Origin of the sequence: Paenibacillus silagei (assembly GCF_017874735.1) — a bacterium.
GTDB lineage: Bacteria > Bacillota > Bacilli > Paenibacillales > Paenibacillaceae > Paenibacillus_AQ > Paenibacillus_AQ silagei.
On record NZ_JAGGLV010000001.1, the window covers coordinates 448,814 to 466,175 of the forward strand.

General features: G+C 53.2%; 17 protein-coding genes. 4 read left to right on the top strand and 13 right to left on the bottom strand.

The window, feature by feature from the left end; translation table 11 throughout:
- The first annotated feature begins 8 nt into the window (after positions 1 to 8).
- Entirely contained in the window at positions 9 to 1,178 is a 1,170-nt protein-coding gene (locus J2Z70_RS01805; RefSeq protein WP_036722758.1) for an ATP-grasp domain-containing protein, read from the top strand.
- 13 nt (positions 1,179 to 1,191) lie between these two features.
- Positions 1,192 to 1,944 carry an esterase family protein gene (locus J2Z70_RS01810; RefSeq protein WP_209868724.1) on the top strand — a complete coding sequence of 251 codons (753 nt, stop codon included), beginning with the start codon at positions 1,192 to 1,194 and terminating at the stop codon, positions 1,942 to 1,944.
- 433 nt (positions 1,945 to 2,377) lie between these two features.
- Here J2Z70_RS01810 and J2Z70_RS01815 read toward each other — a convergent pair whose 3' ends face one another.
- The 10 genes from J2Z70_RS01815 to J2Z70_RS01860 all read right to left on the bottom strand — a co-directional run bounded on the left by J2Z70_RS01815 (position 2,378) and on the right by J2Z70_RS01860 (position 12,787).
- A complete protein-coding gene (locus J2Z70_RS01815) occupies positions 2,378 to 2,665 on the bottom strand; it encodes a DUF6509 family protein (RefSeq protein ID WP_076081434.1) in 288 nt (95 codons plus the stop codon).
- A 33-nt stretch (positions 2,666 to 2,698) separates the two neighbouring features.
- Entirely contained in the window at positions 2,699 to 3,787 is a 1,089-nt protein-coding gene (gene rlmN / locus J2Z70_RS01820; protein WP_209868726.1) for a dual-specificity RNA methyltransferase RlmN, read from the bottom strand.
- A 192-nt stretch (positions 3,788 to 3,979) separates the two neighbouring features.
- A complete protein-coding gene (locus J2Z70_RS01825) occupies positions 3,980 to 4,336 on the bottom strand; it encodes a nucleotide excision repair endonuclease (protein WP_036722768.1) in 357 nt (118 codons plus the stop codon).
- Positions 4,337 to 4,547: 211 nt separating this feature from the next.
- Entirely contained in the window at positions 4,548 to 5,735 is a 1,188-nt protein-coding gene (locus J2Z70_RS01830; RefSeq protein ID WP_209868728.1) for a nitric oxide synthase oxygenase, read from the bottom strand.
- A 47-nt stretch (positions 5,736 to 5,782) separates the two neighbouring features.
- Positions 5,783 to 6,631 (bottom strand): EcsC family protein, encoded by an 849-nt coding sequence (locus J2Z70_RS01835; protein ID WP_209868730.1) that lies wholly within the window; start codon positions 6,629 to 6,631, stop codon positions 5,783 to 5,785.
- 162 nt (positions 6,632 to 6,793) lie between these two features.
- A complete protein-coding gene (locus J2Z70_RS01840) occupies positions 6,794 to 7,075 on the bottom strand; it encodes a hypothetical protein (RefSeq protein ID WP_209868732.1) in 282 nt (93 codons plus the stop codon).
- Positions 7,076 to 7,628: 553 nt separating this feature from the next.
- Positions 7,629 to 9,050 (bottom strand): hypothetical protein, encoded by a 1,422-nt coding sequence (locus J2Z70_RS01845; protein ID WP_209868734.1) that lies wholly within the window; start codon positions 9,048 to 9,050, stop codon positions 7,629 to 7,631.
- Positions 9,051 to 9,211: 161 nt separating this feature from the next.
- Positions 9,212 to 9,757 carry a hypothetical protein gene (locus tag J2Z70_RS01850; protein ID WP_209868736.1) on the bottom strand — a complete coding sequence of 182 codons (546 nt, stop codon included), beginning with the start codon at positions 9,755 to 9,757 and terminating at the stop codon, positions 9,212 to 9,214.
- Between the two features lie 77 nt (positions 9,758 to 9,834).
- Positions 9,835 to 11,826, bottom strand: a complete 1,992-nt coding sequence (locus J2Z70_RS01855) for an FAD-dependent oxidoreductase (RefSeq protein WP_209868738.1) — start codon at positions 11,824 to 11,826, stop codon at positions 9,835 to 9,837.
- A 139-nt stretch (positions 11,827 to 11,965) separates the two neighbouring features.
- A complete protein-coding gene (locus J2Z70_RS01860) occupies positions 11,966 to 12,787 on the bottom strand; it encodes a MerR family transcriptional regulator (protein ID WP_209868741.1) in 822 nt (273 codons plus the stop codon).
- A gap of 205 nt (positions 12,788 to 12,992) precedes the next feature.
- On the opposite strand from J2Z70_RS01860, the gene J2Z70_RS01865 reads away from it, so the two are divergent.
- The gene (locus tag J2Z70_RS01865) at positions 12,993 to 14,096 is read left to right on the top strand and encodes a UvrB/UvrC motif-containing protein (protein ID WP_209868743.1); all 1,104 of its coding nucleotides are present in this window, start codon (positions 12,993 to 12,995) and stop codon (positions 14,094 to 14,096) included.
- 20 nt (positions 14,097 to 14,116) lie between these two features.
- On the opposite strand, the gene J2Z70_RS01870 is transcribed toward J2Z70_RS01865, so the two are convergent.
- The 3 genes from J2Z70_RS01870 to J2Z70_RS01880 all read right to left on the bottom strand — a co-directional run bounded on the left by J2Z70_RS01870 (position 14,117) and on the right by J2Z70_RS01880 (position 16,256).
- Positions 14,117 to 15,352: an alpha/beta hydrolase family protein gene (locus tag J2Z70_RS01870; RefSeq protein ID WP_245367901.1), complete on the bottom strand. Its 1,236-nt coding sequence runs from the start codon at positions 15,350 to 15,352 to the stop codon at positions 14,117 to 14,119.
- A 132-nt stretch (positions 15,353 to 15,484) separates the two neighbouring features.
- Positions 15,485 to 15,919, bottom strand: coding sequence for a DUF3021 family protein (locus J2Z70_RS01875; protein ID WP_209868746.1), 435 nt, complete (start codon positions 15,917 to 15,919; stop codon positions 15,485 to 15,487).
- 16 nt (positions 15,920 to 15,935) lie between these two features.
- Positions 15,936 to 16,256 (bottom strand): LytTR family DNA-binding domain-containing protein, encoded by a 321-nt coding sequence (locus J2Z70_RS01880; RefSeq protein ID WP_342592974.1) that lies wholly within the window; start codon positions 16,254 to 16,256, stop codon positions 15,936 to 15,938.
- A 403-nt stretch (positions 16,257 to 16,659) separates the two neighbouring features.
- On the opposite strand from J2Z70_RS01880, the gene J2Z70_RS01885 reads away from it, so the two are divergent.
- Positions 16,660 to 17,091 (top strand): hypothetical protein, encoded by a 432-nt coding sequence (locus J2Z70_RS01885; protein ID WP_209868748.1) that lies wholly within the window; start codon positions 16,660 to 16,662, stop codon positions 17,089 to 17,091.
- The last annotated feature ends 271 nt before the right edge of the window (positions 17,092 to 17,362 follow it).

The following is a 17,362-nucleotide window of genomic DNA, read 5'->3' on the forward strand; positions in this document are numbered from 1 at the left end:
CGGTCTGCATGAACTTTATTTTCTTTTCCCCGCATTTCCCCAAGAACAGCGCTGAATTCTGTACACATCTGCGGGAGCAGGGAGCCACGGTGCTTGGGATTGGCGATGCAGCCTATGACCAGCTGGAGGACAAGCTGAAATCGGCATTGACCGAGTACTATAGGGTAAGCAACCTCGAGAGCTACGAGGAGATTCTGCGGGCTGTCGGTTATTTCACCCATAAGTACGGCAAGATTGACCGCTTCGAGTCGCTGAATGAATACTGGCTGGAGCAGGATGCCGCGATCCGTACGGACTTCAACATCTACGGCACTAAGTCGGATTTCGTCCATAATCTGAAGCAGAAGTCCAAGATGAAGGAATTTTTCCGCAAAAGCGGGGTAAGCACCGTCCAGTTCTCCACCGGCACAACGCGTGAGAGCGTCGAGAGCTTCATCCAGAGCGCCGGCTTCCCGCTGGTGGTGAAGCCCGATCTCGGCTCCGGGGCCAGTAACACGTATAAGATCAATAACGAAGAGGAGCTCCAGCACTTTTTTGACACGAAGCCGGAGGATGTAGCCTTCATTATTGAGGAATTCATAGACGGGGTCATCCTCACCTATGACGGGCTGGTAGACAGGGACGGGAATGTACGCTTCGCGGTCAGCCACCTGTTCGAGAACAGTGTGATGGATGTCGTCAATACGGACAATCACCTCTACTACTTCTGTCTGCGGGAGATCAGTCCAGAGGTCGAGGAGGCGGGCCGGAGCATTTTGCAGGCTTTTGACATCCGGGAACGGTTCTTCCATATCGAGCTGTTCAAATCGCACAAGGATGGCCGGATCATTGCCCTGGAAGTAAATATGCGCCCGCCCGGCGCTTGGATGACTGATGCGATTAACTTCGCCTATGATGTGAATGTGTATAAGGAATGGGCCAGCATGGTTGTGCATAATGAGGTCGGCGGTCCATACGAAGGCAAATATTATACCGGCTATGCCAGCCGCAAGAATCATAAGCATTACGCTCACAGCCATGAGGACATCTACCATGCATTCGGAGGGAAGATCGTCAATTATGACGAGATTGAAGAGGTCTTCAGCAGAGCAATGGGCAACCGCGCTTATCAGTTCCGTTCACCCGAGCTTTCGGAGGTCAGAGACATTAGAGGCTATATTCAACAAGAAGAGGGATAGGATGTGTTAACGGATGAGGATAAGCTACCATAAGGAGTACAGCCACAACCTGGGCAGAGACATGGAGTATAAAATTTACGGCCACGCCGGCAAACCGATGCTCGTCTTCCCCACCTCGCTTGGACGCTTTTATCAATATGAGGATTCGGGCATGATCGATACGCTCTCGTCCTTCATTGAAGCGGGCAAGCTGCAGATCTGGGCCTGTGACAGTCTGGACGAGGAGACCTTCTTCTCCACTCACTGGAACAACGAGGACCGGATGCACCGTCATGAGCAGTATGACAAATATATCGCGCATGAGCTGATTCCCGGCATCCTCCATGAGAGCAAGCACAACAACGGCGGGACCGACCAGCGCATTCTGATCTCCGGCTGCTCGATGGGCGCTTATTACAGCGCCAGCTTCTTTTTCCGTTATCCGCACTATTTCGATACCTTGATCGCCCTGAGCGGCGTCTACTCCACCTACTACTTCTTCGGCGACTATATGAGCGGGAACGTCTATCTTAATTCACCGCTGCATTACCTGCCGGGCCTGACGGATGAGCATTATCTGAACCAGTACCGCAGCAGCACAATTATCGTCTGTGTCGGTCAAGGGGCGTATGAGGACGAGATGCTGCATGAGACCCGGCTGCTTCAGGAGGTGCTGGGGCAGAAGGGCATTCCGGCCCGGATCGACTACTGGGGCCATGATGTCAGCCATGACTGGCCATGGTGGAACAAGCAGATTCATTATTATGTGGAAGGCTGCCTGGGTTAATGAAGCTGGGGCTTGAACGCGAAACTTTTTGAATAAAATCATCCTACCGGATGAATGGGATTACCTGCGCGCCACCGTAATGTATGCTGTTTTTTACATACATTGCGCAGCGCGAGGGCTTCCGGGCTGATTGTAATCGGAAAACCGATTACATTGGGCGGCGCGAGGGCTTCCGGGGCGATTGTAATCGGAAAACCGATTACATTCGGGCCATATGCCGCTGTACCAGCCGATAGTACTCGTTTTTCAGCATACCTTTAACCGATGAAACTAAATTCACTCTTGCTCCTCGCGGCTACCCTTCAGCTACATTCAGCAACTAAGTACTCTGCGAATCATTCAACATGAGGAAACTATAATTTCCTATAGAAGCACAAAAAAGGAACTGCTGAAATCAGCAGTTCCTCTTTCTTAAGACCATTGCCGCCCTGTCCTATGCAGGAACATGCTCCGAACAGAATTGAAGCAGCGCGGCTTCCTCATCTTCTTCCATATCGAAATCGAGCAGCTGGCCTGACGAGGTCTCCAGCAGATCGTAGCTGACAATGCTTGTCTGCTCTTCTTCCACTTTGACAATCACGCGGGCGGACACGCCGTTCTCCACGTACAGCTCATCATCCTCCGGCACATCAATATTCACGACGAACTCATATCGCTTGCCGCTTAGGATATTAAATGGATCTCTTACGTTCTCCACGGTGTAGCTTGTAAATGTCAACAAGTTGCATTCCTCATTTCTCAATTCACTGCCAGATTATTGTAACACAGTATCTGCGGCTTTGCCTTTGGTCTTCTTGATCTGCTTGCTGCGCAGCTGTCCGCAGGCCGCATCAATATCGACGCCCTGCTCCAGCCGGGTGCTGACACTGACACCCTGCTTCTTCAGCGTATCGAAGAAGGCACGCACCGACTCCCGACTGCTCCGCTGATATTGGCTATGCTCATCCACGGGATTATACGGAATCAGGTTGACGTTCGCCAGCTGGCGGCGGTCTCCGATTAACTCGGCCAGCTCCAGCGCATGCTCCTCGCGGTCATTGATATCCTTAAGCAGGATATACTCCAGCGTGATTCTCCGGTTCGTCTTCTCCAGATAGTAATCAATCGCCGGCATTAACTTCTCTATAGGAATCGCCCGGTTAATCTTCATAATCTGTGTCCGCAGCTCATTATTCGGGGCATGCAGCGAGATCGCCAGATTGACCTGCATATTGGCGTCGGCGAATTCTCTGATTTTGTCCGCCAGACCGCTGGTGGATACTGTGATTCCTTTGCCGGCAATCGCCAGGCCCTTGTGATCCTTGATGGTAATCAGGAAGTTCAGCAGATGCCGGAAGTTATCGAACGGCTCGCCGATCCCCATAACTACGACATGGGTGACCTTCTGGCCCAGACCAGCCTGATCCAGATAATGCTGGACCTTCATAATCTGCTCCACGATCTCGCCGCTGGTCAGGTCCCGGCTCTTCGCCAGCAGCCCGCTTGCACAGAAGCTGCACCCGATATTACAGCCGACCTGAGTGGTGACACATACGGACAAGCCGTACTTCTGCCGCATCATCACTGTCTCAATCAGGTTGCCGTCCTGGAGGCGGAAGAGGAACTTCACCGTACCGTCGGCCGATTCCTGCTTGACATGCTCTTCCATCGTCTGAAACACATAATGCTTTTCCAACAGCTCTATGCATTCCTGATTCATTCCGTCCATCTCGGCGAAGCTGGTGATCCGCTTGCGGTACAGCCATTCCCAGACCGCAGCGGCCCGGGATTTCTTGTGGCCATGCTCCAGCAGCCATGCCGTCAATTGCTCCAAGGTCAATCCATAAATGGATTCTTTATTCATTTCATATCCTCTTTTCAAAACATTAAAGTTCAATCTATCTATTCTACCTTGACAGGGACATTAGCAGCAACAATACCTTATTGTCTCAAATTTCGTTTATTAAAACAAGAGGAAAACGCTGCGGAGTTGGGTGCTTGAAGCATGAAAAATAAAAAGCGCAGTCCGCAGGGACCACGCCTTTTCCATCAAACCTTATTTATACAGAACCTTCTCGACATTGTACTTCGCGCGAAGCTTGTTCACGATGTAGGTCTCATAAATCTCTCTGTCCACCGGATCTTCGACGAGGCAGACTTCGATGCGGGTAACCTCATCACGGTGGGGCTTCATCACGGATACATTATCCTCGAAATGCTTCTTGATCCGCGGTCTTAGCTTGCGGGCCTTGCCCACAAACAACAGCTCGTCCTGATCATTGTAGAACATGAAGATGCCGCCGGCTTCGCGGGTAATCAGGTGGAAATCGGTGAATCCGTAAATATGGCTCAGCTCAGGGTTAGCTTGCTTGTAAATAATAACTTCCGGTGACGGAATGGTAATGCTGATCATTAAGCTTCACTTCCTCATTGGATATAGAAATAAATAGTATCACAGAAAGGGTAACATGACTATTTCTATCTTGCGCAAATTGGCCCATAGGTTACTTGCGCTTCGGCTTCAATTCCGGCATGTTCAGCGTAAGCGCCATATTGCACAGCATCGAATTAGCCAGGAAGGTGCTCACCTTCACCTCAGGATGCGCAAACCCGGCAGCTATTGATCAATCACTCTTCATGGACTGATGGAAAGGGCAGCCCTTCACTTCTGCAGCCTCAGCGCCATGCTGCTGAGAATCAGCCTCCTTCTTCCGGTAGACGAAGCGCGGGCTTAGCTGCAAATCGCGCAGCTTGTTGTCATTCCAGATCGGTGTAGAGGAAGGCGACATCGGCGGAATCAGCCAGCCCCACTTGCCTGACACTTCCCGACCCTGCTGCTGCTCCTGTTCCTGGAAGCGGACGAACTGGTCTGCGGCTGTATGATGATCCACAATACTGACCCCTGCCTGCTTGAAGGAATGGAGGACCGCCCGGTTCAGTTCCAGTAGTGCCCGGTCTTTCCACAGCGAGGTGTTCGTAGAGCGGTCCAGGCCCAGAAGATCAGCCACCGCAGGCAGGCGGTTGTAGCGGTCCGTATCGCCGAAATTCCGCGAGCCGATCTCCGTCTCCATGTACCAGCCGTTAAATGGCGCTGCCGGATAACGGATGCCGCCGATCTCCAGGCACATGTCCGAGACAATCGGAACGGAATACCAGCGCAGGCCCAGCTCCGTGAATTGCGGGATCTCCGGGTGGCTGAGCGGCACCTCCTGTACAAGTCCTGCCGGGATAGGGAAGCAGCGGGGTTCCTCCCCGCCGATGCTGATTACGAGCGGCAGAATGTCGAAATCCCCGCCCGTGCCCTGCCAGCCCAGCTTGAGGCAGACGGCGGTGAATTCATCCGAAGCCGGATCACCGGCACGCGGATGCTCACCGTCCCCGGGATAACCGGCATAGCGGATGAGCTGATGATTCCAGATCCGGATAGCACGGCCTTGCTCCTCTTCACTGCGGAAGACGGTAATGACCGGCCGGATACGGCCGCCGTTATTCGCATGCTTCATATGATGCAGCAGCGCCTCAGCGACCTCCGCTACTGTCTCTGCTCTGCGGGCGTCAATCACATCTAGGGAATGCCAAAACAGTCTTCCGATGCAGCGGCTGTTATGACGCCAGGCCATCCTTGCCCCGTGCGCCAGCTCTTCTCCCGTGTGCCTGTATGTACCTGTGCGCTGCAACTCTTCGCGTATGTCCGCCAGACGCAGGTCCCGTTCATCCTCTGTTAACCCCAGTTCCTGATAGCAGGCCGTAATGAAAGACTCCGCCTGCCCGATCAACTCCTGAGTGTTATGCTGTGGAGCTGTGTGTTTCATCTTCTCTCTCCTATCCAAGCGTTGCCTGCTACAGTTCCCTCAGCGTATCATCTCTGCTCCAGCTCTGCCAGTCTGGAGATAATCCGTCTTTTGCGGTAGAGCATCCGCGCAGCCTCTGTGACCTCTTCCAGCGTCTTGCGGTTGAGGTATGCGCCGAAGAACATGCCTGCAACCGGAACGGTTTGGAGCAGCTTTTTCCAGCCCCAATTGTCGCGGTATACAGTTACTACCTCCTTCCAGCCCTGAATCCTTGATACGGTCTCCTGGGTCGCGGCGAGAATGTTGCCGTCCCCGCCTGCCTGCAGATTCAGCTCCTTCAGCAGCGTGCGCTTCCCCACTACATCGGAGGAGGCGAACTGCATCACCTTCACGGTGAAGATCCGCTCGGCCTTATCGGTCGGATCGTAGCCATAACACAAGCCGATCTCCTGAATCGCCTTCAAGGAGAGGCCCAAGACAGCCGGAATATCCGCAGCCAGTGTAAAAATCCCGCCGAAGCCGGTAGTCGCCCCCTGGGCCGTAGCCGTATTCCGGCTCCGCTCCGCGAGCTTCAGTGCCGCTGCATCCATGACAGCCAGCGGGAACGGCCCAGTAGAGGGGGCGCCCGCCGCCCGGCTTGTCTCTTCCATCAGCCTGCCCACCTTGCGCCCGGCCACCAGATAGTTACCGCCGTTCTGGATGTAGCCGCCCAGTTCATCGAGCAGCCGCCCTACCTTATCGTGGATAACCTTTGGCGTAATTGCATCTAGCAGCTTGAACGGCAACCGGGTAATCCGGTCCCAGATCATCAGCCTATTCTGCTCTTTCTCCCACCTGGTAATTTCCTTAAGCGCAGCATGCAGCATCTCCGGTGTCTCCGGAGGACTCCATGAATCAGTGTTATCCGCTTCCGGCATAGATATGTACCTCCTCTGAATGGTCTCGTCATTACCTTATAACCTATTTCCCGGCAAATGATTGCACAAGCTCCCCCCATTGCCCCTCGGGTACCATTAAAAGCAAACAGGCACCCCGGATCAACTCCGGGAATGCCTGTTCAACATAGCCTGTTCCAGGCTCTAATCCTGGGACTCGACAACCTGCCCATCCAGCGAAGACAATCTGCGCTTCTCTTCCTCCAGTCTCTCTTGGACCAGCTCTACCCCTTGTTTCCCGACCGAACCTTCCGGGGCATGGCGAACGGCTTCCTCAGCGTGCTCCAGGCTGTTCTCTGCCTGATCCATCATCTGCCCGGTCGGATGCCTCGAAGCCTGGGTTACAGCGTTGTGCAGCTTCGTCACCGCATCGTGCGCCTGATCGACCGTACTGTTGGTGCGCAGACTGGATTCATAATGCTTCATAAGATCCTTCCCCCTCCATCACAATGTCCGTTCTTCTGTAGGATGGATTAGGGAAGGAAATCTTATGCGGATTGTAGGCGCGGGGTTCACCCGGAACGAATATTTATCTGGTTGTGGCGGGCAGCAACTGGTGCTACGTGTGATTTGGGGGGACAGGCTGATTTCCGCAAATCTCAGTACTGGGGGCTGTATGCGCTTGGACGGGTGGAGGTCCCTTTTCGCACACTCTTGTCCCATGCGGACCGTACGGACGTTATTACTCTCAAAACCGTGGCCTTTCGCTCCATGTGGACTGGAGAGACCTTATCCCTCCATATGCAAGGCCGAATTGGGCCAAATGGGAGCAATAAAGGCTCTGGAGTCCGCATGGGTTCGAAAACAGGCTGGTTTCTGGAAATAACGGCGCTGGGGTCCGTACGTACCTGAGTGGCGGAGGGTATGAAGTTACATCGCTCAGGTCTGTGTGTACTGGAGTGGTGGTGGCTCTGGAAATAACGGCGCTGGGGTCCGTATGCGCCCGGGCTGGTGGAGGGTATGGTACCTTAAGCGGTGCCTACACCAGGAACATGGCGACAATGGTCATTGCCGTAAGGCCCAGCAGGACCGGCTTCAGATTGCGCCGGGCCAGCTCGAACGGGCTGACGCCGCAGATCGCAGCGGCAGGAATGAGCGCCCACGGGATCAGGGTGCCGCCGCCGACCCAGATGGCGGCCACCTGCCCAAGGGCGGTCAGCGTTGCCGCGCCGGAGTGGATCGCGGCGGCGAACAGCCCGGCAATCGAGCCGGCCAGCGAGATGCCGGAGAATCCGGAGCCGTCGAGGCCGGTAATCGCCCCGATTACCGTCAGCGTTACGGCTCCCACCACCCCGTTCAGCGGCACGTGATTCGCCAGGGCCACGCCCAAGTCGTTCACGATGCCGTGCGAGCCGTCCGGCAGCACCTTGCCGTACAGCTCAGTTAAGGCGGCGTCGCCCAGATAGAAGAAGGCGGCAATCGGGATGACCGGTCCGAAGACCTTGAAGCCGAAGGTAAATCCTTCGATAAGATAGGCGGTGATCTTCTCCAGGCCCTGCCCCTGGCCGCGATGGGCCAGCAGGGTAATGACAATCAGGATCAGCACGGCGGTTCCCCCGACCAGCGCGGTAGCATCTCCGCCTTGCAGGTGAAGCACGAACATGCCGATCACATCCAGCAGGAAGAGCAGCGGAATGGCGATCGCCAGCCCTTTGCGCAGACGGTCACTCATGAGCACTGGCTGGTCATCATCCGTCCCCGCATCAGCCAGCGGCTCTGCTGCTCCCGGGGAAGCGACCAGGCCGTCTCTCCAGGTGCCATTCTTCTGGTCGCGCTTCATCATCCAGAATGCGCTCACCGTCGTGACTATCCCCATCACAGCAACCAGGGGGATACTGGCTTGCATCACGCTAGACACTGGAAGACCGGCGGCATCCGCCGTCAGCTTCGGAGCGCCTTGAATAATATAATCGCCGGAGAGGGCGATCCCGTGCCCGAACAGGTTCATGGCTACCGCTGCGCCCAGCGCAGGCAGACCGACCCGGACCGCCACCGGCAGCAGAACCGCCCCGACCAGCGCTACCGCAGGGGACGGCCAGAAGAAGAACGAGGTCACCATCATAATCAGTCCGATTCCCCAGTAGGCCATCGCCGGTGTGCGCAGGAACCGGGTGAGCGGAGATACCATCGTCTCGTTGATGCCTGTTATAATCAGAATCCGGCTCATCGCCACGATAATGGAGATAATCATTATGGTGCCGAGCAGCTCCCTGGTTGCATAGACAAAAGAATTAAAGATCCCCGACACCGACCCGCTAAGCGTCGCCGTCGCCAGCAGCCCGAGCGCCAGAATCCCGGTCACACAGATCATTGTCGTATCACGCCGCTTGATCAGCAGCGCCAGAATGAACACAATAAACACCAGATACACCCAATGAATCGCAGTAAGCTGGATACCCATTAGCCATGCGCCCCCTTTCCACTTACAAATAGCAAGCAGGTGCTATATGCTATGCAGGAGGATAGGCCTTTGTTCGCCTCAGGGACGCGCAGAACCTCACAAAAAGACCCCTGCCTCCACCTCATATGGATTCAGGGATCTTATTTGCGGTTTACACTCTGTTACCGGTGCCTGCCTGCTCTTCTGGCCCGGAGGAACGCAAGCTGCTTCAGTCTGTCCTGATCGTATAAGCTGCCCGCGATTTCCGGTTGCCCGGTATGTAGATGGGTAATCTCCTGTACGGCTGCTGGTCTGGGGGCGGCAGGAAGAAGGGAGGAGGTTCCGTCCCTGTGAACGATCAGACTATGGCCGGGTGAGGAGTGCGGCTCGCGCACATACTCGTCAAGATAGCCATACACCTTACGCTGCATCACAGGATCTTTGCTCATCTGCTGCAGAATATTCGGAGCGATTATAAGCTCCCGCTGATCACTCCGGTCTCCTGCGCCGGTCTTCTCCCCCTTGCTGCCGTCTTTGGCTACCGCCATAATGCGGACGGACAGACTGTACCTTGCCTTGATTCTGCGTGCCTGTTCCTCAATTGCCGCTCCCACAGCTGCCATCATCTCCGGGAAGCTGAGCGAAGATGAACCGGCAGAAGTATGGTCCGCCTGTTGCGGTGAGCGGGTCAGCGAAGCGGCGTTGATTCGTGATATGGGAATATACATCGGACGCTCCTCTTTTCGCACGTAAAGTTCAGGACAACTCTTTATCGGCAAAAAGAGGAAAATTACTTATAAAGAAGCTATTCCTTAGCCAATGCGCCCGCTGCCGCATCCTCGCCGCCAAGCCGCCCGGAGGTGAAGGAGTAGCCCAGTCCAACGCCGTTGCCTACATAGGTATCATTGAAAAGCACCCCTTCGGACTCCACGCCCACGGCGTACAGCCCTTTGACCGGCAGACGCTTATCATTCAGCACCTGGAACTTGGTATTGACCAGCAGACCGCCTACTGAACAGAGGTTGTTGATCTCGGCAATAACGGCGTAATACGGCCCGCTGCTGCCCATAGGAACCAGATATTCCTTCGCCTTGCCGAACTCCGTATCGGTGCCCGTCTTCGCTGCTTCCTCATAGAGCTTGAACTCAGCGGTAAATACTTCAGGGTCCATCCCTGCATTCTTCGCCAGCTCCTCAAGTGTATTGCCCTTGAAGCCGTCGCCGTTCGCTACCATGGATTCGAAGACTTTATCGGCATCCTTCCATGGCTGCTCCAGCGTGAACTTGTCTGTATAGGAGGCATAGAATTCCGGCGGCATGCCCGGAAGCTTAGGTGCCTGAACCCCCTTCATCCCCTTGGCCTTAAGGGCATCCAGCTGCGCCTGCGAGACAATCACCAGATGATATGCTCCGTTAAAAGCACTGGTATTCGCTGCCGCAACCGCTGTAAGCGTCGCCGCTTCATCTCTGAATCTCGCGCCCGAAGGGCCGACATTCATCAGGGTTGGCAGGTAAGACAGCATCATCGGATAGCTGGCTTCAAACGGCTCATACTGCGTCTTCAGCTTGTCTGTAGCTCTGGCCAGCGTCTGGTGCAGCATCTGCCCGCCGAAGTTATCCGGCACCTTCGCGCCGATCTCCCAGGACATTTTCAGCCCTTCGCCGATGTTCTGCCCAAGCCCGCCATTGACGCCTTCGAAGCCGAAGGCTTCCTTAACCATCTCTTTATTCCCGGCATACCCGCCGGTAGCCATTACAACGCTTGCCCCTGCAATCTCCAGCGTTGTTCCGTCAGACTTCTTGGCCACGACTCCGGTCACCTCTCCATTAGCGCCAGTCATCAGCTTCTGCGCGGTGGCCTCCGTGATCACCTGTCCGCCGCCCTTCTCTACGGATGCTGCAAGCATCTTGCGCAGCAGCTCCTGGCGGGTCTCATAAGGAGGCAGCATATGGAGCTGTTCCCCGGCGAAGTTCAGGAAGGTGGTGGTGTAGCCCTTGCCGGTCAGCCAGTCATAGGTCTCGCCCGACTTCGTAACGTATTGGCGGATCGCCGCCGCATCCACACGCCAGTGATTGTTCACGATCCAGTCGGCAATCTCCTTCTCGACTTCTACTTTCAGCCCGCTGCTTAGCGCGGCCGAGGAGTTGTAGAATTTGCCCGCCCAGGACAGGTTGCTCGCGCCGCCGATCGTCGCTGTTTTCTCGATCAGGATCACCTTCGCGCCCTTATCCGCTGCCGATACCGCTGCCGACACACCGGACGCACCTGCACCAACCACGACCACATCTGCGGACAGCTGCTCGGTCTTGCCTTCTCCCGATTTCACTACAGCCTTTGTTTTAAAAGCCTCCACATTGCCGCCCGCCTGCTTAAGCGCATCCTCCACAGCGGTCAGAATCGCCTTGCTGGACTCGGACGCACCGCTGACGGCATCAATATTCAGGGTCTGGCCGGATAGAATCTCCTCCTTGACCTTGTTGATCGCCTCTACCCCAATTCCGGCGGTTTCGTTCTGGCTGACCACATTGATTCCGGTAATGACCGAATGATCGTCAAGAGTCACCTCAACCTGAATCTTGCCATCCTTGCCTTCAGCCTCTGCTTTATAGGTTCCCGCTTTGAAGTCTGCCGGTACAGCACTTGTATCCGCTGGCTGTGACGCCTGCGGCGAAGCGGACGGCTGCTCTGAAGCTGCCGGTGCGGCGGAATTGTTACCGCTGCAGCCGCTTAGTAGCGACAGGACCAATACCAGACATACGGTGATTAGGAACACTCGTTTTGTTGCTTGCTTACGCATCAATTTCTCCCCCTGTGTGGTTAATGCAGCCCCGTTTCTCTCTAATGGGACTGTTGACTACCGCACAAAGTGTAAACCTTGGTACTGTACCAAGGTCAATGAACAATATGTGAAACTTTTCTCAAAGTAAGATGAACGCTTACTCCGCTTCAACCGGAATATTAATCTCCAGATACGTTTTGCTACCGTTACCCGTGCGCTCGGTGAACAGGATTTTACCGCTGATATCTCCGCTAATCTTATAATTCCTTGCCTGCACATACTCTAGCATGAACCCGAAGGCCCCCCGCTCCAGGTAATCCTCATGGCCGCTGACAATGACGGCAGAGATGCAGGTAGCCGGCTCCAGAACCTCCACACTGTCATTCAGGCAGACCCCGAGCTTCATCTGATCCTCCGCAAGCAGGCCAAGTCCCCAGCTATACTCCAGCTCCCCTAGTCCACAGACGCATTCGCCTGCCTTATTCTCCACCCGGAAGGAATAAAAGGTGAACGGCAGCAGCTCCATCCATGCCTGGACCGTGTCTTTGAGATCCTCCTTTTGCAGCAAATGATTCTTGTTCGTCTGCTGAATCCGGTACATGCCCGGCACCTGCTTCATCTTGCACGTATATAGAGATGCGCTGACCTGCGCCAGCTCCGCCTGAATCTCCTGAATCTTGCCGAGCAGCAGCCTGCTGCGCCGGATCTCCTCCTCCAGCTGCATACCCGCGGCAGCAATCGACTCCATCACTTGCTCACACGGCGCGTCCTTAATCAATCCGGCTACATCTTGAAGCGGAATCTGCATGCTCCGGTACCATCTGCTCGTCAATAGATTCCGCGCATCCAAATCATTGAAATACCTGTAGTTATTATGATGATCCTTCATCGGCCGGACAATATCATGTTTCTCATATAAGCGCAGTGTATCTGCCGTCACTCCAAGAATGGATGCAAATTCACCGATCGAATACTTCATCAGCAGCCCCCCAGCTTACTTGATCGCATACGCTCATGCCTGTCGTTCATGTCATTAATGATAGAGGGTTTGACCAGGAGACATTGTGGGTTATGTCACACCGATTCTGTCTGAGCACTGAGCGGAGCTTTTCCTGTCGCAGGTGGCGGTGGCATGGTCTATACTTGAAGGATACGGAAAAATTTGACGAACGGAGGCGGCTGCCATGCCCGCACAGCTAATAGACAAGGTCGCCAGCCTGCCCTTGACGCCTGGCGTATACCTGATGAAGGACGGCCTGGGCCATGTGATTTATGTCGGCAAGGCGAAGCAGCTGAGGAAGCGGGTCCAATCTTATTTTTATAATAATAAGGGACATTCTCCCAAGGTGAAGCAGCTGGTTAAGCATATCCGTGATCTGGACTACCGGCTGACCGACACGGAGCTGGAGGCCTTCATGCTGGAATGCCAGCTGATCAAAGAGATCAAGCCGATGTATAACCGCAAAATGAAAAATCCACTCGCCTACAGCTACATTTCCATCGTGGACAAAGCACCTTACCGGCAGATTGAGATCGGCTACGAGCCAAGTACAGAGGCGGGCGGCCTTGTCTATGGCCCTTATACCAGCCGGAGTACGGTCGAGAGAGCGGTGCTGGGCATCAAAGAATCACAGCTCATTCTGTGCAGCAGCCCCCATTCCCGCAACTCACGGTGCCTGAACCACTCGCTGGGCTTATGCATCGGCATGTGCGGAGGCGGGGAGGCAGCTGTAGCACAGTATGAAGCAGTCATAGACGAGATCATCTGCCTGCTGGAAGGCAGGGACAGCCGGATTGTAGCCGGACTGGAAGCCCGCATGGAGGAAGCTGCGCTGCGGTTCGACTTCGAGACCGCCGCCAAATTCCGCGATTATCTGGGGGCGGTTCACTCGCTGCTGCAGAAGGAGCAAGTGATCGAATTCACCGGAGCCAACAAGAATATTATCGTGCTGGAGCCAGTAGACGAGCACTCCCATAAGCTGATCCTAATCAAGGGCAGCGTCATCCTCTTCCGCACCCTGCTGGCAACGAAAGCCCTGAATGAAGGGCAGCTCACCGGGATGATCGCTGCATCCGCCCGGGAGGTCTTCCACAGCAGCAGCCAGACCGCCGCTACGGAAGAGATGAGCCGCCACAAGATCGACGAGGCACAGATCATCTACAGCTACCTGAAGAGCAGCTCCAGCCATTATCTGCTCGTCCCGCCAGAGTGGCTGGAGGATGAGGGTGTGACGGGGTTAGAGGAAGGGATAGCGGAACTCGTTCAGTCTTCTGTCTTGGATATGTAGCAATTGATTCTGCATCCCCTTTAATACACCGCCTGCGGTGCAAACTGGCCGATGCCTTTTAACGTATAGTCATAGAACTCAAGAATCAGCTTATTCATCGTCTCAATACAGTAATACTTATCGATATCCGCCTGCCCGCGCTGCAGCATATTCGCAAGGATCGGGGAGAACAGCGGCAGATCGGTCAGGCTTAAGTGCTTGGCTCCCACAAAATGAACGGTATACGCATCCTTGAAGTTCGGATTGCCAGTGTTATTCGCTGCGTAAGCCGAGTTCTTCCCGAGCTGTCTCCACACATCGTCCGTGTATATGTTCAGCAGCGGTACACGGTAAGGCTCATCTTTGGCTGCCAGATCATTGATCTTCCTGTCATATACCAGTTCTGTGAAGAACGGGGCATCCAGATTCACAACAGCATCCACATCGCTGCGCTCCCGGCCAAGCGCGACGCTTGCCGCACCACCCATGGAGTGGCCGATTACGCCAATATGCTCCGTATCAATCAGTTGGTACACGGGGTCCTCGCTACTGGCGGCTTTCTCCAGGATATGATCGATTACCAGATTCATGTCTCCGGTCCGCAGCTTCATCCATTTTTGCGTAAGGCCGTACAGCTCCTCCATGGTGTAAATCCCGTCTTTGTTGGAATCGTTAACTTCCCGCATATAATCAGCATTAATCATAGTGACCTTCCCGTCCACGCTCTGTGTATAAAAGGAATGGTAAGGATGATCGACGGATGCCACAACATAGCCGTGACTGGCCAGCTCCGTGAAGGTTGAAGCGTTGCTCTCTCTAACCCCATAAGCACCATGAGAAAAGACTATCAGCGGATACTTCCCCTCAGCATGGACCGGATACCAGAATTTCACATTCACTCTCCGGCGCTCCCCCGTATCTGTGAACTCCTCCACTCGGTTAGGGTCCGTATAGGTGTACACAGCCGTTCTGACCTCATATTCCCCGGTCACTTCAGGTGCACGGTACTGCGGGAATAGAATAGGCGGGATAAGTGAGATTAGCAGCGCCACAGCGGTTAGCAGCCTTTTCCACACCCGGGTTGAACGTCTGGACGGTCTCACGCCTGTCTTCTTGCGGAGCAGATCAACCGAGCCTTTCAGCGCAAAAATAAACAGCAATGCCGCCAGCAATCCCCAACTAAAACCCCACTCGATCACAGGGGACAATGTCAGAATAACGAATACGATAAACAGGGTAATTCTAATCCAGCTTAAGAGCTTGATGCGGCTGTACATAGGGATAATTCTCCTTTTCGCGTGAGGTGATGAATTCATCATAAAAAACTGCGAAAAGGGTGTATACCCATTTACGGTAAGCTGTAGCTACAGGGCAATAAGATGCATAAAAGCGCGGCATTACCTACGGAATCACCCGCGAATGTCCTGCTTCACAGCCTTCAGTCTCTCATTAATCTGCTCCGCTTCCTTCTTATCCTTCTCATAGGACAGCAGACGGACAATGGCATAGACTACAGCGATTTGCAGGGCAAACAGAAGTGCAGCGGACACACTGGCTATAACTCCGATCAGGCTGGCAAGGGCAATCAACAGAATCTCCAGCAGGAGAAAATGAATCACAATTCTAACACGCATCGCCTGCTCGCTTACCTCGTTAGGAGCGTACAACATCATGCCTGTCAAGGCTCCAAGCAGGGAGAATCCCATAATTGTATAGATGGATATCAGATCAAAGGCGAGTTCCGGCATAAAAATCTGCCGCAGCACCGTAATGATAATGATGATGGATGCGAAGATAACCAGAAAATCGCGGATGATATCTTTAACAACCTCAGAACGCTTCATGCTGTGATCCCCCCCTTTATAATCCAAGTCTTTGTTTCAGTACGGGCACATACTGTCTTGAAATGACTACACGTTCCCCATTATCAAGCAGTGCTGTGAACCTGCCGCTGAGGGACGGACGCACACTTTCGATCTTGGAGATATTCAGAATCGTGGATTTGGAGGCGCGAAAACAGTTCTTGTCCCGGCACAGCTCCTCCAGCTCATACAGCTTCTGCTTCACTTCATGCACCTGATTCTCGCTGTAGACAAACACTTTGCCGTCCACGGCTTCGAAATAATAGACGTCACTGAGCTTGATGCGGCTGACCCGCTCTTCCTGGACTCCCAGGAGCACAAGGGTCTCTGCCTTAAGCTTATGTACAATCTCACTGATCTCTTCGTTTGCTTCATAGCATCTGATGATGATTTCCTCTTGCTGCTCCCTGCTGATATGCTCGATGGAAATTTTGATAGGATCACCTGCGTTAATTCAGATTTTAATGTACATGATACGGGAACCGCCACCAAGCAAGGACTGGAAATTCGGGTATTTTTGCATGGTACTAAAGTAACACATTATATAAATTAATGGAGTACAATCTTTAACTTTGATAAATTTGGGCCCTTATCAATATATATACAAACGAAAATAAAGCCTCCCCAAAAGACATGCTGCTTTATATGACTTTATTTGTAGTATAAAGTCGAATAGTGTAATAAATACAGAAGCGGACTATTCTGCCGCAGATCAAGTAATTATGCCAATGAATGATACGGGCGGTTTACCCTGGCTTTGTCATTATTACAGCACTAATAATCTTCAAAGTTATGCAATAGCAAGTTATGAGTCTATGAACTATAATTGGATTGGAGACAATAACTCACACGGCGAACCGCAAGGAGCTCATGTTTTTAAGAGCGGAATCTCACGGACCCAGCCTGGGTTTGTGATGGCAAAAAATGCCGTAGATCTGTTCGATCATTCTTACGCGAGTTTTAGACAGGCGCAATACTTAATGTTGGCTGAAGCTGGTTCATCAGGTTTTGCAGGAGCTATATTTCTTTGGAGTCCTGCAGGATGGATTCTTGCGGGAGGAGGAATGGCAGTTCTTGCAGGTGTAACTATTAATAATTTCAATACTGCAAAAAAAGATATGCAGAAGGCGTACACTTATATCACCCAAATTTAAAATTCACGAGTAAGGTTTGATCACCTATGTTTTTAAAGATATTTATAGTAATTGGTATTGCCTGGCTTATGTTTTATAGTGTATACTCGGCCTACAAAAAAGACCGTAGTCCTAAAAACACATCTTTGAGCTTTGTCATTACTTTTACCTTGTTCGGTGTTTCGCTTCTGTTGGCAGATAAGACTGATTATTCATATATACTGGTGTTAATCAGCATAGCTATTCTTATTCATAATATCAGTATCTTCTTCGGTAAACGGAGAAAGAAATA